Origin of the sequence: Cytobacillus sp. S13-E01, assembly GCF_029193815.1 — a bacterium.
GTDB lineage: Bacteria > Bacillota > Bacilli > Bacillales > Bacillaceae_L > Bacillus_BV.
In genome coordinates this window covers 57,146-73,633 of record NZ_JARFVC010000003.1, presented here as the reverse complement: position 1 = coordinate 73,633, position 16,488 = coordinate 57,146, and the positions used below count along the sequence as shown (strand labels likewise).

At 35.9% G+C, this 16,488-nt stretch carries 12 protein-coding genes and 1 pseudogene; 1 reads left to right on the top strand and 12 read right to left on the bottom strand.

Annotated elements, in window-relative coordinates; translation table 11 throughout:
* Window positions 1-293 precede the first annotated feature (293 nt).
* The 7 genes and pseudogenes from PY093_RS03740 to xylF all read right to left on the bottom strand — a co-directional run bounded on the left by PY093_RS03740 (window position 294) and on the right by xylF (window position 9,377).
* Entirely contained in the window at window positions 294-1,346 is a 1,053-nt protein-coding gene (locus PY093_RS03740) for an aldose epimerase family protein (protein ID WP_275644536.1), read from the bottom strand.
* A gap of 132 nt (window positions 1,347-1,478) precedes the next feature.
* Window positions 1,479-2,474 carry a Gfo/Idh/MocA family protein gene (locus PY093_RS03735; RefSeq protein ID WP_275644535.1) on the bottom strand — a complete coding sequence of 332 codons (996 nt, stop codon included), beginning with the start codon at window positions 2,472-2,474 and terminating at the stop codon, window positions 1,479-1,481.
* A gap of 60 nt (window positions 2,475-2,534) precedes the next feature.
* Window positions 2,535-4,034, bottom strand: coding sequence for a xylulokinase (xylB, locus tag PY093_RS03730; RefSeq protein ID WP_275644534.1), 1,500 nt, complete (start codon window positions 4,032-4,034; stop codon window positions 2,535-2,537).
* Between the two features lie 77 nt (window positions 4,035-4,111).
* Window positions 4,112-5,434, bottom strand: a complete 1,323-nt coding sequence (gene xylA, locus PY093_RS03725) for a xylose isomerase (protein WP_275644533.1) — start codon at window positions 5,432-5,434, stop codon at window positions 4,112-4,114.
* Between the two features lie 76 nt (window positions 5,435-5,510).
* Window positions 5,511-6,677 carry a sugar ABC transporter permease gene (locus tag PY093_RS03720; protein ID WP_275644532.1) on the bottom strand — a complete coding sequence of 389 codons (1,167 nt, stop codon included), beginning with the start codon at window positions 6,675-6,677 and terminating at the stop codon, window positions 5,511-5,513.
* Window positions 6,652-8,193, bottom strand: coding sequence for a xylose ABC transporter ATP-binding protein (locus PY093_RS03715; protein ID WP_275644531.1), 1,542 nt, complete (start codon window positions 8,191-8,193; stop codon window positions 6,652-6,654). Before PY093_RS03715 ends, PY093_RS03720 begins: the two co-directional genes overlap by 26 nt.
* Window positions 8,194-8,279: 86 nt before the next feature.
* Window positions 8,280-9,377 (bottom strand): annotated as a pseudogene (gene xylF, locus PY093_RS03710) (D-xylose ABC transporter substrate-binding protein).
* A 142-nt stretch (window positions 9,378-9,519) separates the two neighbouring features.
* Here xylF and PY093_RS03705 point away from each other — a divergent pair.
* Entirely contained in the window at window positions 9,520-10,695 is a 1,176-nt protein-coding gene (locus tag PY093_RS03705; RefSeq protein WP_275644530.1) for an ROK family transcriptional regulator, read from the top strand.
* Between the two features lie 112 nt (window positions 10,696-10,807).
* On the opposite strand, the gene hemG is transcribed toward PY093_RS03705, so the two are convergent.
* The 5 genes from hemG to PY093_RS03680 form a co-directional block, all read right to left on the bottom strand.
* Window positions 10,808-12,196 carry a protoporphyrinogen oxidase gene (gene hemG, locus PY093_RS03700; RefSeq protein WP_275644529.1) on the bottom strand — a complete coding sequence of 463 codons (1,389 nt, stop codon included), beginning with the start codon at window positions 12,194-12,196 and terminating at the stop codon, window positions 10,808-10,810.
* A 374-nt stretch (window positions 12,197-12,570) separates the two neighbouring features.
* A complete protein-coding gene (locus PY093_RS03695; RefSeq protein ID WP_275644528.1) occupies window positions 12,571-13,206 on the bottom strand; it encodes an ABC transporter permease in 636 nt (211 codons plus the stop codon).
* Window positions 13,206-14,339, bottom strand: coding sequence for an ABC transporter ATP-binding protein (locus PY093_RS03690; protein ID WP_275644527.1), 1,134 nt, complete (start codon window positions 14,337-14,339; stop codon window positions 13,206-13,208). The genes PY093_RS03695 and PY093_RS03690 overlap by 1 nt, the downstream gene beginning before the upstream one ends.
* 150 nt (window positions 14,340-14,489) lie before the next feature.
* A complete protein-coding gene (locus PY093_RS03685) occupies window positions 14,490-15,392 on the bottom strand; it encodes a glycine betaine ABC transporter substrate-binding protein (protein ID WP_275644526.1) in 903 nt (300 codons plus the stop codon).
* Between the two features lie 26 nt (window positions 15,393-15,418).
* Complete coding sequence (locus PY093_RS03680) at window positions 15,419-16,249, bottom strand: tyrosine-type recombinase/integrase (RefSeq protein WP_275644525.1); 831 nt, start codon at window positions 16,247-16,249, stop codon at window positions 15,419-15,421.
* Window positions 16,250-16,488: the final 239 nt, after the last annotated feature.

Genomic DNA, 16,488 nt, shown 5'->3' with positions numbered 1-16,488 from the left:
TACATAGTAGTTAGCTAATCTACTTTGATTAAACTTTTACTAAACTTTATATTATTTCTCTCTTAGATAGGTTCTATTTCAATATGAATCTCTTGTCTTTCTATGGTTAGACAAAATTAATAGAGTCTTAATTGATATTTAATGATTTAAACAATGATAAGCAAATCTTAGATTATCTTACCATAGAACAATGACATGATTCGACAAAAATCTAATAAAAAAAGTGACTGTCCCCCATTTATGTAAGCTTTAATCAGCTTGGGGGACAGCCATCTTCCTCTTATAATTCACACCTATTTATCTACTACTCCAAATAAATACTTTGTTTTACTATTATACTCTTTTCCTACTTCCAAAATAGCTGAATCGAAATTAGGGTGATTTACTGAATCTGGAGGCCTTTGAGTTTCTAAACACAACCCTAAATAATTACACGATTTTACACCTCTAAGATATGAATCATTTTCTAGTTTGTTACCTGTGTATAAAACGACAACTGGTTCGTCCGTTTCAATGATGAGTTTACGACCGCTATCATAATCCACCAACCTAATTTCTCGCTGATCATTAGAATCCAAGATAAATGGATGGTCATAGCCTATTTTCGCTAATATATTTTGCGGATGGGTAGAAACGACTCCATCACGAACTTTTCTTCCTTTTTTAAAGTCAAACACTGTACCCTCTACACTTAGTATATTTCCAGTGGGAAGTAAATCTTTATTCAATTCAATAAAACTACTACTATTAATTGTTAATTCATGATCTAACGTATCCCTTTTTAAATTACCACATAAGTTGAAATAGCTATGATTAGTTACATTTAGTAGTGTCTTTTTGTCGGTAAAACCATTATAGGAGATTGTAAGTTCATTTTCATTGTTTAATGTATACGTAACCTTAATTTTTAGATTTCCTGGATATCCTTCTTCCCCATCGGGACTCAGATATGAAAACTCTATAATAACTTCATTTTCCTTTTCGATCACCTTTGAATCCCATACTACTCTACTAAACCCTTTATTTCCTCCATGCAAATGATTGTGATTCTCGTTCTGTGAAACTAGGTATTCATTATTATCTAATTTAAATTTACCGTCCTTTATTCTACCTGCGAATCGACCGACTACCGCTCCAAAAAATGATGAATTATCTTCATATTGATCTAAAGTATCAAAACCTAATACGATGTTTTCTAATCTACCATCGCGATCTGGAGCTAAAATTTTTGTAATAATGCACCCATAATTAATACATGATAACTCTAACCCCTTTTCATTCCTTACTTTAAATAAGTAAACTGGTTGATTATCTTTGTATCCAAACTTTTCCTTAAAAACCTCCATATTACTCAAACCTCGCTTTCATAAAGTGAACCTTAAATCAGTGGGGGTTTTACGTGGGATAAATTAGAAACGATTTAGAAATAAGAAAGAGGGTCCATTAGAACCCTACTTTTAGCTTTATATATTTATCGTTTATTGATTTACTTTTACTCTTTCGCCTGCCTTAATTGATTCATAGCAGGCATCTATAACACGCATATTTTGAATTGTTGATTTACCAGAGTATGAAGGTGCCACATCTTCTAATATAGCCCTAGAGAAATGCTCAACTTCTAATCGGTAAATATCACCATGTATTTTTTCTTCACGCGTTACCCCATTACCTATTACATTTACATGGCCAACTCCACCATTAAAATCAGGTCGAAATGCATAAGGTACTTTAATAGTTCCTTTGGTACCTATAACCTCATATTCTGTTCGTCCAACCATTTCAAAGCTACAATCAAGAGTCGCAGTCACTCCGTTGGCAAGTTTCAGATAAGCGTAGGCAGATGTGTCAACCTTTGTGGCAGGATCAATTTCAGCATACGCATGCACTTCAACAGGTTCACTTTGCAATATAGTACGAATAGCATGGATGGAATAGCAACCAACATCATAAAGGCTTCCACCACCCATATCCTTATTCATTCGAATATCTCCATCTCGTTCTGCAAAATAAAAAGAGTGGCTGGATTTGATTAGTTTTACATCACCAATTTCACCTAAAGAAATAATTTCTCTAACACGTTCGTGTTGTGGATGGAACTGATACATGAACGCTTCCATGAATTTCACATTATGCTCTTGACAAAATTGAACCATCTCAGCTGCTTCCTCATTATTTAGCGCAACAGGTTTTTCACACAGAATGTGCTTTCCTTGTATCGCAGCCTTAAATACCCACTCCTTATGTAAATGATTCGGAAGAGGTATATACACCGCATCAATTTCTGGGTCTTCAATTAAAGAATCATAACTTTCATAAGCTTTTGGTATATTTAACTTCGAAGCAACTGCATGCACCTTACTTCCTCTACTTGCAATCGCAACAACCTCTGCATTATCTGCTCGATTAATGGCTGGAATTAATTCGGTTTGTGCAATGTTCGCAGTGCTTAAAACACCCCAACGAATTTTATTCATATTTAAACCTCCTAATTTTTATTATTGATTGAAAATAGTCTTACATATTTAGCTACCATATTATTTTCTAAATGGTTTTAAAGCTTCATTTAATTCTTTTGTTTGTGAATATACCTGTTTATATATAGAAAATAGTTCTTTATACTTTTCCACGTTTTCTTGTACTGGTTCATATGTCATAACTGGTTCAATAAAGACATCCGCACACTCTTGGAGTGATTCAAACCAACCACATCCATATGCCGCAAGCATTGATGCTCCCATTCCAGGACCTTGCTCACTTGAGAGCTTTACAATTTTTGCATTAAAAATATCGGCTTGCATTTGTAGCCAGGTTTCATTCTTGGCACCGCCACCAATAGAGACAATTGTATTAATTGTTTTACCGCTTTCTCTGAATATATAAATAGATTCATATAATGAAAAGGTAATTCCCTCCATTACAGCTCGCACAAAATCCTTCTTTGTATGGGAGGCATCCATTCCGATAAAGCTACCTCGAATGACAGAATCAGCATAAGGAGTTCTTTCTCCCACCAAATATGGTGTGAAGATTAATCCGTTTGCACCAATGGATACATTCCCAACACCATCAAGCAGAACATCAAAGTCCTCGTTCACAGCAAACACGTCTTTAAACCAAGTTAGACTATAGCCCGCGGATAAGGTAACACCCATTGTATAATAGGCATTTTCTTCTCCATGATTAAAATAATGGACCTTGCCTTGAAAATCTCGGCCTTTATCTTGTTCATAGGATAGGATTACACCTGATGTACCTATACTGCACAATGTTTTTCCTTCCGATAAGATCCCTGATCCAATAGCCCCGCAAGCATTATCCGCACCACCCGCAAACACTTTAGTAGTTCTTGATAATCCTGTTTTCTCTTCTAATTCAGATGTGATTGGTCCAACATAATGATGAGATTCTACCAGAGGGGGGCAAATTGACTTATCTATCCCGAATAACTCACACATTTCATCACTCCAAACTTTTTCACTAACATTTAATAATAGTGTGCCCGCTGCATCCGAATATTCACTATGAATCTGGCCTGTCATACGATAGCGTAAATAGTCTTTAGGGAGCATAAATACTGAAGCTTTTGAAAAGATATCCTGCTCGTGTTCCTTTATCCATAAAAGCTTTGGTAAAGTGAACCCTTCCAATGCTGGATTCTTTGTTATGTCTAGTAATCTTTCTTTTCCAACTACATCATAGATTTCCTGACATTGTTTACTTGTTCTTGTGTCATTCCAAAGAATAGCATGACGTAACAACATTTGATTTTCATCTAGTAAAACGAGCCCGTGCATTTGACCCGAAAAACTAATTCCTTCTATATCTTTTACATCTCCATCAAATTGTTTTACGAGTTCCGAAAGTGCGTCGGTTGTTTTATCAACCCATTGCTCTGGGTCTTGCTCACTATATCCTGATTTTTCTTGAATAAGTGGATATGATTTTGATATTGAATTACATACCTCGCCCTTTATATTCATTAATAAAACTTTTACAGCACTTGTGCCTAAATCTATTCCAATTACATATTTCATTTGCCTCATCCTTTTTTCTAAACTAAATAAAGGATATACCAGATAATTTCCAGTATATCCTTTTTTTAAATCTAAGGTTATTTTGAAAGTGCAGATAATAAATATTGATTGATAATTGACTTCAAACGCTCGGTTCTTCCAGATGTGTTCTTAATCTCTGGTAGTTGTAGAGCATAATCTTCTAATTTATGAAAATTAGTATTTCCTTCTACGATATCTTTCCCGATTCCAGTAGTATAGCTACTATAACGTTCTTCGATGAAACCATCTAAAACTTTATCATCAATTAACTTTTGGGCTACCTTTAAACCAATTGCAAAGCTATCCATTCCTGCGATATGTGCATAGAATAGGTCCTCTGGCTCAAATGAGCCTCTTCTCACTTTGGCATCAAAATTTAACCCTCCACTACCTAGGCCTCCATTTTTTAAAATTTCATACATAGCTAGTGTCGATGAATACAAATCAGTCGGAAACTCATCTGTATCCCAACCAAGCAAAGGATCCCCTTGGTTCGCATCCACAGAACCTAACATACCATTTATACGAGCTACATGTAGCTCGTGTTCAAAAGTATGTCCAGCTAATGTTGCATGGTTCGCTTCAATGTTAAATTTAAAGTGATTTTGAAGATCATATTTTTGTAAAAAGGCTAATCCTGTTGCAACATCGAAATCATATTGATGCTTTGTAGGTTCCTTCGGCTTTGGTTCAATTAAAAATTGTCCTGTATAGCCAATTTCTTTTGCATAATCAACTGCCATATGGAAGAAGCGTCCAAGATTATCAAGCTCAAGCTTCATGTTTGTGTTCAGTAGGGTTTCGTAGCCTTCACGTCCACCCCAGAACACATAGTTTTCTGAACCTAGATCCTTTGCAACTTCTAGACCTTTCTTTACTTTTGCAGCTGAATAAGCAAATACATCTGCGTTAACAGAGGTTGCAGCTCCATGCACAAAACGCGGATGAGAAAACATATTTGCAGTATTCCATAACAACTTTGTCTTACTTGTACTCATGTAATCCTTAATCATTTCAACTATTTCATCTAGATTTTCATACGTTTCTTTTAATGTATTTCCTTCAGGAGCAACATCAACATCATGGAAGCAGAAAAATGGAACATTTATTTTCTCGAAGAATTCAAACGCAGCCTCTACACGAGCCTTTGCTAAATCCATTCCACTAAATTTATCCCATGAACGAAGCATATTACCACTACCAAACGGATCTGATCCATCCATCGTGAATGTATGCCAATACGCTACACCGAATCTAAGGAGCTCTTCCATCGATTTACCTGCAATTTTTTCCTCTGGATTGTAGTATTTAAATGCAAGTGGATTTGTAGAAGTATGTCCTTCAAATTTAATTTGATTAACGTTTTCGAAGTATGCCATTGTTGTTCCCCCTAATAATCTAATTCAATTAATTGTTTTCCAATTTTAATAGTAGATAGTCTTCGATAAAAATTTTCTATTTTTTGCTTGAAATATCAATCCAAACAGCAACAATAAGAATTAATCCCTTAACGATATATTGCCAGAAGGTTTCAATATTCATCATACTCATTCCGTTATCGATACTCGCCATAATTAATGCTCCAATTAGAGCACCAACTATTTTTCCTTTACCACCCATAAGACTCGTTCCACCAATAACACACGCAGCGATTGCATCAAGTTCATACATGTTACCAGCACTTACAGTAGCTGCATTTAACCTACTTGTAAGGAGTACACCCGCCACGCCAGCAAGACCACCCATTAAAATAAACACCCATAGTGTGTTTCGCTTAATGTTTATACCAGAAAGAGCTGCGGCTTCTGAGTTACCACCAATTGCATAAACGTACCTGCCAAACGATGTTTTAGTAGATATAAACATAAAGATACCAGCTAGTAAAATTACAATTAGAATCGGAGTTGGAATACCATAGTATCGATTTAACATATAAGTTGCTAATAGTATAAAGAAGGCGTATGCCGAAACCTTACTATAATCTACCCAACGAACTGGGAGTAACAGGCCCATACTGTTTCTTTTTGCACGATTTCTGATCGTCCAGAATATTAGCAATCCAATACTAACTAAAGCTAGGATGTAGCCAGGAATGTATGGGAAGTAACTATTCCCAATTTGTTTAAAACTATCATTCATAGGAGCAACTGTTTGTCCCTTACTCAATCCGATCAAGATACCACGGAAAATCAGCATACCTCCTAGTGTAACGATAAATGCGGGAACTGCCCGGTAAGCAACCCACCACCCTTGCCATAGTCCAAAAATCGCACCAACTACAACAGCTGCAATCACAACTAAAAAGGTGTTCCAGTCATACCACACTTGTAAGATAGCTGCAATCCCACCAGTTAAGCCGACTAACGAACCAACAGATAAGTCAATGTGACCTGCAACTATTATGAGCGTCATACCAATAGCTAGAACAGCAATTACAGACATCTGAGTAAATAAATTGGAGATGTTACGCGAAGATAAAAATTCACCACCAGTAAAAAAACCAAATATTACGGCTATTAAAACCAGTGCGATAATAAGTGTGTATGCTTGAAGATCGAACTTAAAACTTATACCTCTCTTTTTTTGAGCGGCTGCATCAGCTATTTGTTGTTGACTGTTCACGTATATTCCCCCCTGTTGCACACGTCATAATTTTCTCTTGGGTTGCTTCCTCTCTTTGAAACTCCCCTGTAATCTTTCCTTCTGACATGACGAGTATCCGATCCGACATTCCTAATACTTCAGGTAATTCAGATGAAATAATGACAATGCCAACACCTTGATTAACTAGCTCATTAATAATCTTATAAATTTCATATTTAGCACCAACATCAATACCTCTAGTAGGTTCATCAAGGATTAAAATTTTTGGTTCATTTAATAGCCACTTGCTTAGGACTACTTTTTGTTGGTTTCCGCCACTTAATTGGCCAACCTTTGCCTCAAGATTTGGAGCTTTCAGCTTCATTTTCTTTGTAATATCATCAGCAATTTTTACTTCTAGTGCATGGTCTATTACTTTTAATTTCATTACTTTATTTAGAGCTGTAAGTGTTGTGTTTTTGGTTATATCCATTCCTAATACAAGACCATACCGTTTTCGATCCTCAGAAACGTAAGCTAACCCTTCTTTAATGGCATCAGCTGGTTTGTGGATATTTGTATTTTTCCCATCAACAAGAACAGTTCCTGTTTTTTTACCTTTAAACCCACCAAACAAGCTTATAAATAGCTCCGTTCTTCCAGCCCCCATCAAACCAGAGAAACCGAGGATTTCACCTTTTTTTAGAGAAAACGATACATCATCTATTATTTTTTTACCTTTATCATCAAATGTAGAGTAATTCTGAACTTCTAGTATATTTTCATTACTTATTGGGTGGTCTTCATGTGGAAATAGTTCCGTTAATTCTCGACCTACCATTTTCGTAACAATTTTTTCTTCGGACAATTCATTAATTGGGTCAGTACTTATGGTTTGACCATCTCTTAAAATCGTAACTGAATCTGCTAGGGACATCACTTCGCCAAGTTTATGAGATATATAGATACAAGTTACCCCGTTAGATCGCAAATCATTTAGCAGATTTATTAAGATTTCAACATCACTTTCTGTTAGCGCTGCTGTTGGTTCATCTAATATTAGAATGTCTGTTTTTTTTGTTAATGCTTTCGTAATTTCGATAAGCTGCTGTTTGCCTACTGTTAAATCTCCAACCTTAGTTTGAGGATCAATGTCTAAACCGATATGATTTAACCATTTCTTTGCTTCTGCATAGATCCGGTTCCAATCAATAATGTTTGATCTCATTAGGTCATGACTGAGAAATAAATTTTCTGCTACGGTCATTTCTTCTACTAATGCAAGTTCTTGGTAAATGATTGAAACCCCTGCATCTTGAGATTCTTTAATAGATTTGAATTGCTTATTTTCTCCATGAATCACAATTTGACCATCATATGTGCCATGTGGATAAACACCACTTAAAATTTTCATCAAAGTCGATTTTCCTGCGCCATTTTCTCCACACAAAGCGTGTATCTCACCTTTACGTACTGAGAATGTGACATTATCTAATGCAAGTACTCCAGGAAACTCCTTTGTTATTCCTTTCATTTGAAGTGCGAAATTCTCCATTATGGTTTGCCACCACCTTAAAGTAAGCTAGTAAATCGGGGGGAGGAATCCCCCCTAATACATCTTTGAAATTTGATTAATACGTATTATGGACGTGCAGGGCGATCGCCTTCTGGAACATTTTCATAAACATCATCATAAGAATGGAAGCCATCCTTAATTACTGTGTCTACTAAGTTCTCTTTACCTACCTTAATAGGGTCTAACTTAATAAAAGGTACATCTATTTTTCCATTATTAACAGTTGAATCAGCTGTAACTTTCTCACCTTTTGCTAATTATACTGCCACTTCAGCACTTTTTGTTGCAATTGCTTTAATAGGTTTATAGACTGTCATTGTTTGAATTCCTTCTGCAATACGTTGAACACCTGCTAAGTCAGCATCTTGTCCTGAGATAACAACCTTACCAACTAATCCTTGAGCATCTAAAGCTTGTAAAGCACCACCAGCAGTATTGTCATTTGATGCTACTACTGCATCAATTTCATTTTTATTTGCTGTTAATGCGTTTTCCATAATTTTTAATGCTTCATTCGCATCCCAGCCTTTAGCCCATTGATCCCCAACGATTTCAATGTCACCGCTGTCAACAAGGGGTTGAATGATATTCATTTGTCCTTCTCTAAACATCTTCGCATTATTATCTGTAGGAGAACCACCCATTAAGAAATACTTACCTGCAGGTACTTTCTCTACTAAGTATTCAGCTTGCATTTCACCAACTCTAACATTGTCAAATGACACATACGCATCAATATCAGTACCATTAATTAAACGGTCATATGCTAAAACAGGGACTCCTTCACTTTTCGCTTGGTCAACTACTGTTGATAGAGCGTCAGAGTTAATCGCAATAATTACTAAGGCATCAATATCTTGTGACAACATATTTTGAATTTGTGATAATTGCTTTGCCTCATCACCATTAGCAGATTGAACTAGTACTTCAGCACCAAGCTCTTCTGCTTTCTCTACGAAAAAGTCTCGGTCATGCTGCCAACGTTCTAATCCTAAATCAGATACAGAAAGACCAATCTTTAGTTTGTCGTCTGCATCCTTACTCCCTGCATCCCCAGAGGTGTTACCGCTTTCATTTGTGGATGAGGTATCTTGACCACAAGCAGCCAAAAACATTAGAACTAATAACGATAAGATACTAAGAAAACCCTTACATTTTTTCATGATTTAAATCCCCCTTTTAATTAGTCTGAAAATTAACTTCAAATTGATTTTATCACCACGAACTTAGTTTGTCTACCCAATAAACTAAGTTTATTGTATAATATTTATAAAGTGTGATATAAACAAAAAGGGGGGGATAAGAATGGAACAAATTACATGGAATCAACACGTCGTTAAAAAGAAGAATAAGGACATTGTTCTAAGAACAATAACCGCCATGGCTCCATTATCACGCGCAGAAATAGCCCAAAGATCGGGTTTAAATAAAGCTACTGTATCTTCATTAGTAAGCGAACTAATCGATGAGGAACTTATTTATGAATCTGGTCCTGGCGAATCAAGCGGAGGTAGACGACCTGTAATGTTGTTGTTTAACGAACAAGCTGGTTATTCCATTGGGATTGATATAGGTGTCAATTATATTTTAGGAGTTGTCACTGACTTAGTTGGTAACATTATTTACGAAAAAAATAAATCAATTAAAAGTCTTTCGTTTGAAGATCTGATTGTACTTGTAAAAGAGACCATTCAAACACTTATTAATAATACTCCCAAAAGTAAGTATGGAGTCATCGGTATTGGAATAGGTGTCCCTGGAATTGTTGATACAAATGGAAAGGTTCTTCTTGCTCCCAATTTAAAATGGAAGAATGTTAATTTATTGGAGATTATAAAAAAAGACTTTGACTATCCAATTATTATTGAAAACGAAGCAAATGCAGGTGCATATGGCGAAACGAGATTTGGCGCTGGCCAGGAAAGCAGTAATAGTATTTATATAAGCGTTGGAATAGGTATTGGTGTAGGGATTATTTTAAATGGACAATTATACCGAGGATTTAATGGTTATTCTGGTGAAAGTGGTCATATGACTATTATGGTAAATGGAGAGGAATGCACGTGCGGAAGTACAGGATGTTGGGAAGCGTACGCTTCTGAGCATGCTTTATTGAAAGAAGCTAGACTTTCCAAACAGTTTTCTGTCTCAACACTAGAAGAGTTGATTCAACTTGCTCAAACAAAGGATTTGAATACGATTAAGTTATTTCATAAAATAGGCTCATTTATAGGGATCGGTGCTACCAATTTAATTAAAACCTTCAATCCTCAACAGGTGATTATTGGTAATAGACTTGCAAAAGCCGAACCCTGGATTAGAGACGCAATTATTGGTACTGTAAAAAAAGAAACATCACCATTTCATCAAGCTGATATGCAACTAGATTTTTCTAAACTATCGATATACTCAACTGCACTTGGGGTATCTGCATTTGTAATAGAGGAATTTCTAATCGAACAAGCAAAAAAATTGAGTTGACAAATTTTTAATCAGTGTATTCGTTAAGAACCTAAATAGGGACTTTGTAAGTAATAACTTAATTAATAGGAGCTAGTGGGTCTATTTTTGAATAGACTCACTAGCTCCTTTTTTAGTTAAGTAAACTAATAATTTTTCTCGCGGTTATTTCGCCATTTTCGATACAGTCTGGGATACCTACACCATAATACGAACAACCCGCTAGAATGACACTAGGGTAATTTTCGGCTAGTTCGTTCTCAAGCGCTTCCACATTTTGTGGATGAGTAATTTGGTAATTTGGCATGTTATCCACCCAATTTGTTACTATGTTAGTTATTGGTTCAGCTGTAATTCCTAGGCTTTTATTAATATCTGAAAGCGCAACTTGGAGCAGTTCTGCTTCATTCATACCTTTTAGTAACGCAAATGACGGGTGGCTACTTTTATAAAATAACCGCACAAGGAGGTTTCCTGATTCTGAAGTATGCTCCCATTTCCTACTTGTCCATGTACAGGCATTGCATGACAATTCATCACTGTTCGCTGCGATAAAACCTGTTCCATTACTCGGAAGTAAACTATCTGGTACATCAAAACCGACATAAACGCTAATCAGCGAACTATTTTTAAAGTTATCAAATTCTTTTATAGGTTTTTGATCATTGAATAATTCTTTCGCAGTTGTATGTGGAATACTAAGCACTATATGATCAGCTTCTATGCTTTCCATATTCGTAAAAATCACTTTATAATGATTGCTCTTTTTTTCAATCTTACTTACTTTACTATTTTTAAAAATTTCAACTTCTTCTAGCTTTCTTTCATATGCATCAATAAGTGTCCCCATGCCATTTTTAAAAGAAAAAAACTTTTTATCCCCACCGCTTTGGAATTTTTGCTTGTTTTCTTTAAAGCCTTTGATTATACTTCCGTATTTTTCTTTATAATCAAACACATATGGTAGTGTTGAAGCTATTGTTAAGTCATTTAAGTTTCCAGAATAAACACCTGATAATACAGGTGCAATTTGCTTTTCAACTAATTCTTCCCCTAAAAAATATTCAAGAAATTCACCTATTGAATCGTTCTTCGTAAATGTAACATTTTTTGTGTAAAAATCTTTAAGTGCCTCGACTTTTCCTTCCGCAGAAACAAGTGTACTTTGCGCTAATGACTCTATACTCATCGGGATTCCAAATATTGAATCTGGAGGAATAGGCTTAAGCCCACCATCCACATAGATAAACGACTGGCCTGTTGAATTGTAAACAACATCGTTCTTTAGACCGAGTTCTTCTACAAAAGACATCGCATTTGCTTTACGAGATACAATTGAGTCTGCACCGGCTTCCATTATAAAACCACCATCTGTTATGGTACGAATTTTTCCACCGAGTTCAGCAGATGCTTCAGTAAGAACAAGACGCACATCCGATTGATTCTCCATTTTCCATTTTTGCAATTCATACATGGCAGATAATCCAGTGATACCTCCACCAATTACTAGGACAGTTTTCACATTTACACACCTCTAATTACTTTCGACTTTAAACATAAAAATCATACCACAATCCACAACTGTTGAAAGTGATAAATATCTCGCTAGTCCCATTTCCCACTTTATGTTGGCCATTTTAACAAGCTAGAAGGTTGTTCTTTGACCTTCCAGACGGATTGCCCGAAATGCGTAAGTGCCTTGGTCAGAAACAAGAAAACTTGTGACTTCGCCGAAAGAAGCGTTCTTTGCTTCTGTAAGAGGAGTTGAAGTTTCCCCTCGTTTCTAGGCGCTGGAGCTAGACAGGCTTATACCATAGAGCCCGATGGCACCCGGAGCTAGACACTATAAATAGGTATTAAAAAAACCTCCCTAACTCGTGGGGGAGGTAAATATAATTAAGATCTTAATCCTTTTGGAGTTACTTTATTTTCAAGCTTCTTTAATCCAATATCAAATACAATTGCTAGAATCGCAGCAGGAATTGCACCTGCTAAAATAAGGTTTTTATCCATTACATTGAGTCCTCTAGTAATTAGATCACCTAGACCACCTGCTCCAATAAATGTTGCTAGAGCGGCTACCCCTATTGTTAAAACTGTGGCAGTACGTATTCCTGCCATTAGAATCGGGAGGGTAAGTGGAAGCTCAACCATAAATAAAATCTGACGAGATGTCATCCCCATACCCTTTCCTGCATCAACAAGTGATGGATCAACACCAATAATCCCTGTGTATGTATTTCTTAAAATTGGCAGAAGCGCGTAGAGTGTCAAAGCAATTATTGCAGGACCTTTACCAATTCCAAAGATCGGAAGCATAAATCCCAGCAACGCTAAACTGGGTACAGTTTGAATAATTGCAGCTACACCGATGACTGATTCTGCAATTTTTTTGTTTCTTGTAAGAATAATTCCTAGCGGTACAGCAATCGCTATTGCAAGTATCATCGCAATTCCCGCTAAGAAGATATGCTCCAAAAAGGCAATCCAAATGTCTTCTTTTCGACTAATAAATGTATTTAATAGTTCCATTATTCATTTCCCCCTGTATTATGTTTCCAATCAGCTAATCCACGCATCATGCTTGAACGAGTAACAACTCCTACAAGTTTATTATTTTCAAGGACAGGAATTGCACCAATATCACTTCCATGAAAAATACCTGCAACATCTGTTACAACAGAATCAGCTGTTAAAATCTTGATATTAGTTTGCATAATATCAGAAACAGTCATGTCTTCATTGTTATAGTTCTCATCTACATTCTTAATGGTAACAGCACCGAGAAATTCCTTAGATTTATCAGTAATAAATAAGCTATCGACTCTTTTTTCCTTCATTAATCGAAAGGCTTCTGCTAGTCCACGCTTTGGTGATGAGGTAATGACTTGCTTGTGCATAAGATCTGTAGCAAATGGTATGTCAGGAGTATTTTGATTGAGGCGATCTTCACCGATAAAGCCTTTAACAAATTCATTAGCTGGTCTTCTAAGAATCTTATCTGGTGTATCAAGCTGAATAATCTCTCCATCCTTCATTATGGCAATCCGGTTTGCAATTTTAATTGCTTCATCCATATCATGAGTTACAAAAACAATTGTTTTTTGTATTTCCTCTTGTAAACTAACAATATCATCTTGTAGTTGTTCTCTACTAATTGGATCTAGTGCACTAAAAGGCTCATCCATTAAAATAATATCTGGTTCAGCAGCAAGTGCACGAATAACACCCACTCTTTGCTGTTGCCCTCCACTTAACTCAGAAGGAAAACGATGTTTGAATGTAGCAGGATCTAACCCAACCAAATCTAACAACTCATCAACACGCTTTGCGTATTTGATTGGATCCCATTTTTTTAACCTTGGTACGAGTGCTATGTTCTGTTCAATCGTCATATGTGGGAAAAGGCCAATTTGCTGGATGACATACCCGATATTTCTCCTTAATTCAACAGGTTCAATTCCTGATATATCTTGACCATCAATATAAATTTTACCTGACGAAGGCCCTGACAACCGGTTTATCATTCTCATAGTGGTCGTTTTTCCGCATCCACTTGGGCCAATAAGAGTAACAAGTTCCCCTTTATTGATTTCTAAATTTATGTTTTTTAACGCTACAAAACCATCCTGATATTTCTTGCTCACATTTTCAAATTTAATCATGATATTCTCCTTGCTATTAGTTTATAAGAAAAGCGCAGGGCGCCGGTAATCGCAGACTGCCTTGCAACACTTAGGTGTTAAATGTAGTATGGTAAAAAGAAGCTGTGAAACTATGAAAGTTACACAGCTCAAAACTAGCGCTCACGCAAGTTAATCAATTAATCCTTCTGCTTTTAAAAATTCAATAGCTACTTCTTTAGGTTGCATTTTATCAATGTTTACTTTGGCATTTAGTTCGATCATCCGAGCATCAGATAATATATTAGAAAGTTCATTAATGGTATCTGCTAGTCCTGGATTAGCATCAAGTACCTCTTTGCGAATAATCGGTGCTGCATAGTAGGGTGGGAAGAAATTTTTATCATCTTCTAAAACTACTAGGCCATATTGCGCTATTCTTGCATCTGTTGAAAAGGCTGTGATGATATCAATTTGCCCATCTTTTGCAGCAGTATATTGTAAATCAGGATCAATGTTCTTTTTATCTCCAAATTCAAATCCATACTCCTTGGCAAGAGCATCATAGCCATCGGTTCTTTCGAAAAATTCCGGATCTGCACCAAACGATAAATCAGAGGCATTTGCTACAAGATCTGTATAAGTTTTGGTTCCTAGCTCTTTTGCAAGTTCACTTCTTAGCGCTAATGCATATGTGTTGTTAAATCCTAGTGGTTCTAACCATGCGACATTAAATTCTTCTGCATATCCTTTTTTTGTTGCTTCAAAAATTTCATCTGGGCTTTGCCCTGGTGTATATTCATTTTTAAGGACATTTAGGTAGCCGGTACCCGTATACTCAACGTACATGTCGATATCGCCCTTTTTCATGGCTTCTTGTAATACGAATACCCCTCCAAGTGCTTCTTCCACTTCAACTTCTAAATCTGTTTTAGCCTTTAAATACTCCGCCATAATATTGGTCAGGATTACTTGCTCTGTGTATTTTTTACCTGAAATAACGATTTTCCCAGATTCAGTACCGTTTCCTCCACCACAGGCTGCCAGACTAAGAACTAATCCTATAGCTAACAACATCGATATAACTTTTCTCATATAAAACCCTCCGTTTTTTAATATAATTACAAGAAATACTTATAACTAGTAATGATCGATTTATGACCTGCATAAATCTTAACTTGCTCTACTGTTTTACCTTCCTTAACCAACCTTCGACAATATGTATTTCTTAAGAGCTGACAATTAACAGTAAACCCTAGCTTTTCACTGTAGCCCTCAACTACAAATTGGATCGAACGCGGTTGCATTCTTCCAGAGCGTTCTGTTACAAATAAAAATGGACTGTCCATATATACCTGTTTGTTCAATTTACTCCTAAATTCAATCCATGTAGAAAGTACATTCCTTACATTAGAAAATACAGGTACTTTCCTTGATAAGATTTCTTCATCAAAAACAAGAAGATCATTTTCAGTTAGAGAGCATAGCTTTAATTGTGAAACCTCTTCAATTCGTAAACCAGCATATAACATTACATAAATGAGCGCTTCGTTCCGTGCTTTTTTAAATGAATTCTTTTCTAAGGATGCAATATGTTGAAGTTGTACTTCTTCATCATGAGAAAGCCATTTCGGGTGAGTGTTCTTTTTATCCTCATGGAGACGGATTTGTTCAGGAAAAGTGGTTTGTATATACTCATTGCAATTTGCCCATTTGAAAAAGGACCTTAAAGTAGAGAGGGATTTATTAATTGTAGCAACCTTCATCCCTCTATTCATTAGCAGATCTCGGTATCTAACAAAATCCTCTTGATGAAGTTGGTTCAAATCCTTTTGCATTGATTGAAGCCAAGAATAAAACTGTTTAGTCTCATGGACATACATTTTTATTGTACTTTCTTCCTTCTTTTGTTCCTTTAAAAACGATTGATAATCTTCCAGTAACTCTTCCATGGTCACACCTACTAGTAAGTGATATTCAACATATAACTGAAAATTTTATGATGAATGAATAATTCTACGATGAATATTATTATATAATGATTTAATATATTTAGACAATTCGCATATATCTGGATATTTCCTCTCATTTCCAGTTTATTATTGATAGAGGACGTTTACCTTACGAATGCTTATAAGTACTGCCCTATCCTCTAAGATACAAGGGATTACTCCAAATATCCTAAAAACAT

Excerpts from the sequence above, each read along its gene's own strand:
- PY093_RS03740 (WP_275644536.1), bottom strand. The coding sequence starts at position 1,346 with ATGGAGGTTTTTAAGGAAAAGTTTGGATACAAAGATAATCAACCAGTT.
- PY093_RS03735 (WP_275644535.1), bottom strand. The coding sequence starts at position 2,474 with ATGAATAAAATTCGTTGGGGTGTTTTAAGCACTGCGAACATTGCACAA.
- xylB (WP_275644534.1), bottom strand. The coding sequence starts at position 4,034 with ATGAAATATGTAATTGGAATAGATTTAGGCACAAGTGCTGTAAAAGTT.
- xylA (WP_275644533.1), bottom strand. The coding sequence starts at position 5,434 with ATGGCATACTTCGAAAACGTTAATCAAATTAAATTTGAAGGACATACT.
- PY093_RS03715 (WP_275644531.1), bottom strand. The coding sequence starts at position 8,193 with ATGGAGAATTTCGCACTTCAAATGAAAGGAATAACAAAGGAGTTTCCT.
- PY093_RS03705 (WP_275644530.1), top strand. The coding sequence starts at position 9,520 with ATGGAACAAATTACATGGAATCAACACGTCGTTAAAAAGAAGAATAAG.
- PY093_RS03695 (WP_275644528.1), bottom strand. The coding sequence starts at position 13,206 with ATGGAACTATTAAATACATTTATTAGTCGAAAAGAAGACATTTGGATT.
- PY093_RS03690 (WP_275644527.1), bottom strand. The coding sequence starts at position 14,339 with ATGATTAAATTTGAAAATGTGAGCAAGAAATATCAGGATGGTTTTGTA.
- PY093_RS03685 (WP_275644526.1), bottom strand. The coding sequence starts at position 15,392 with ATGAGAAAAGTTATATCGATGTTGTTAGCTATAGGATTAGTTCTTAGT.
- PY093_RS03680 (WP_275644525.1), bottom strand. The coding sequence starts at position 16,249 with ATGGAAGAGTTACTGGAAGATTATCAATCGTTTTTAAAGGAACAAAAG.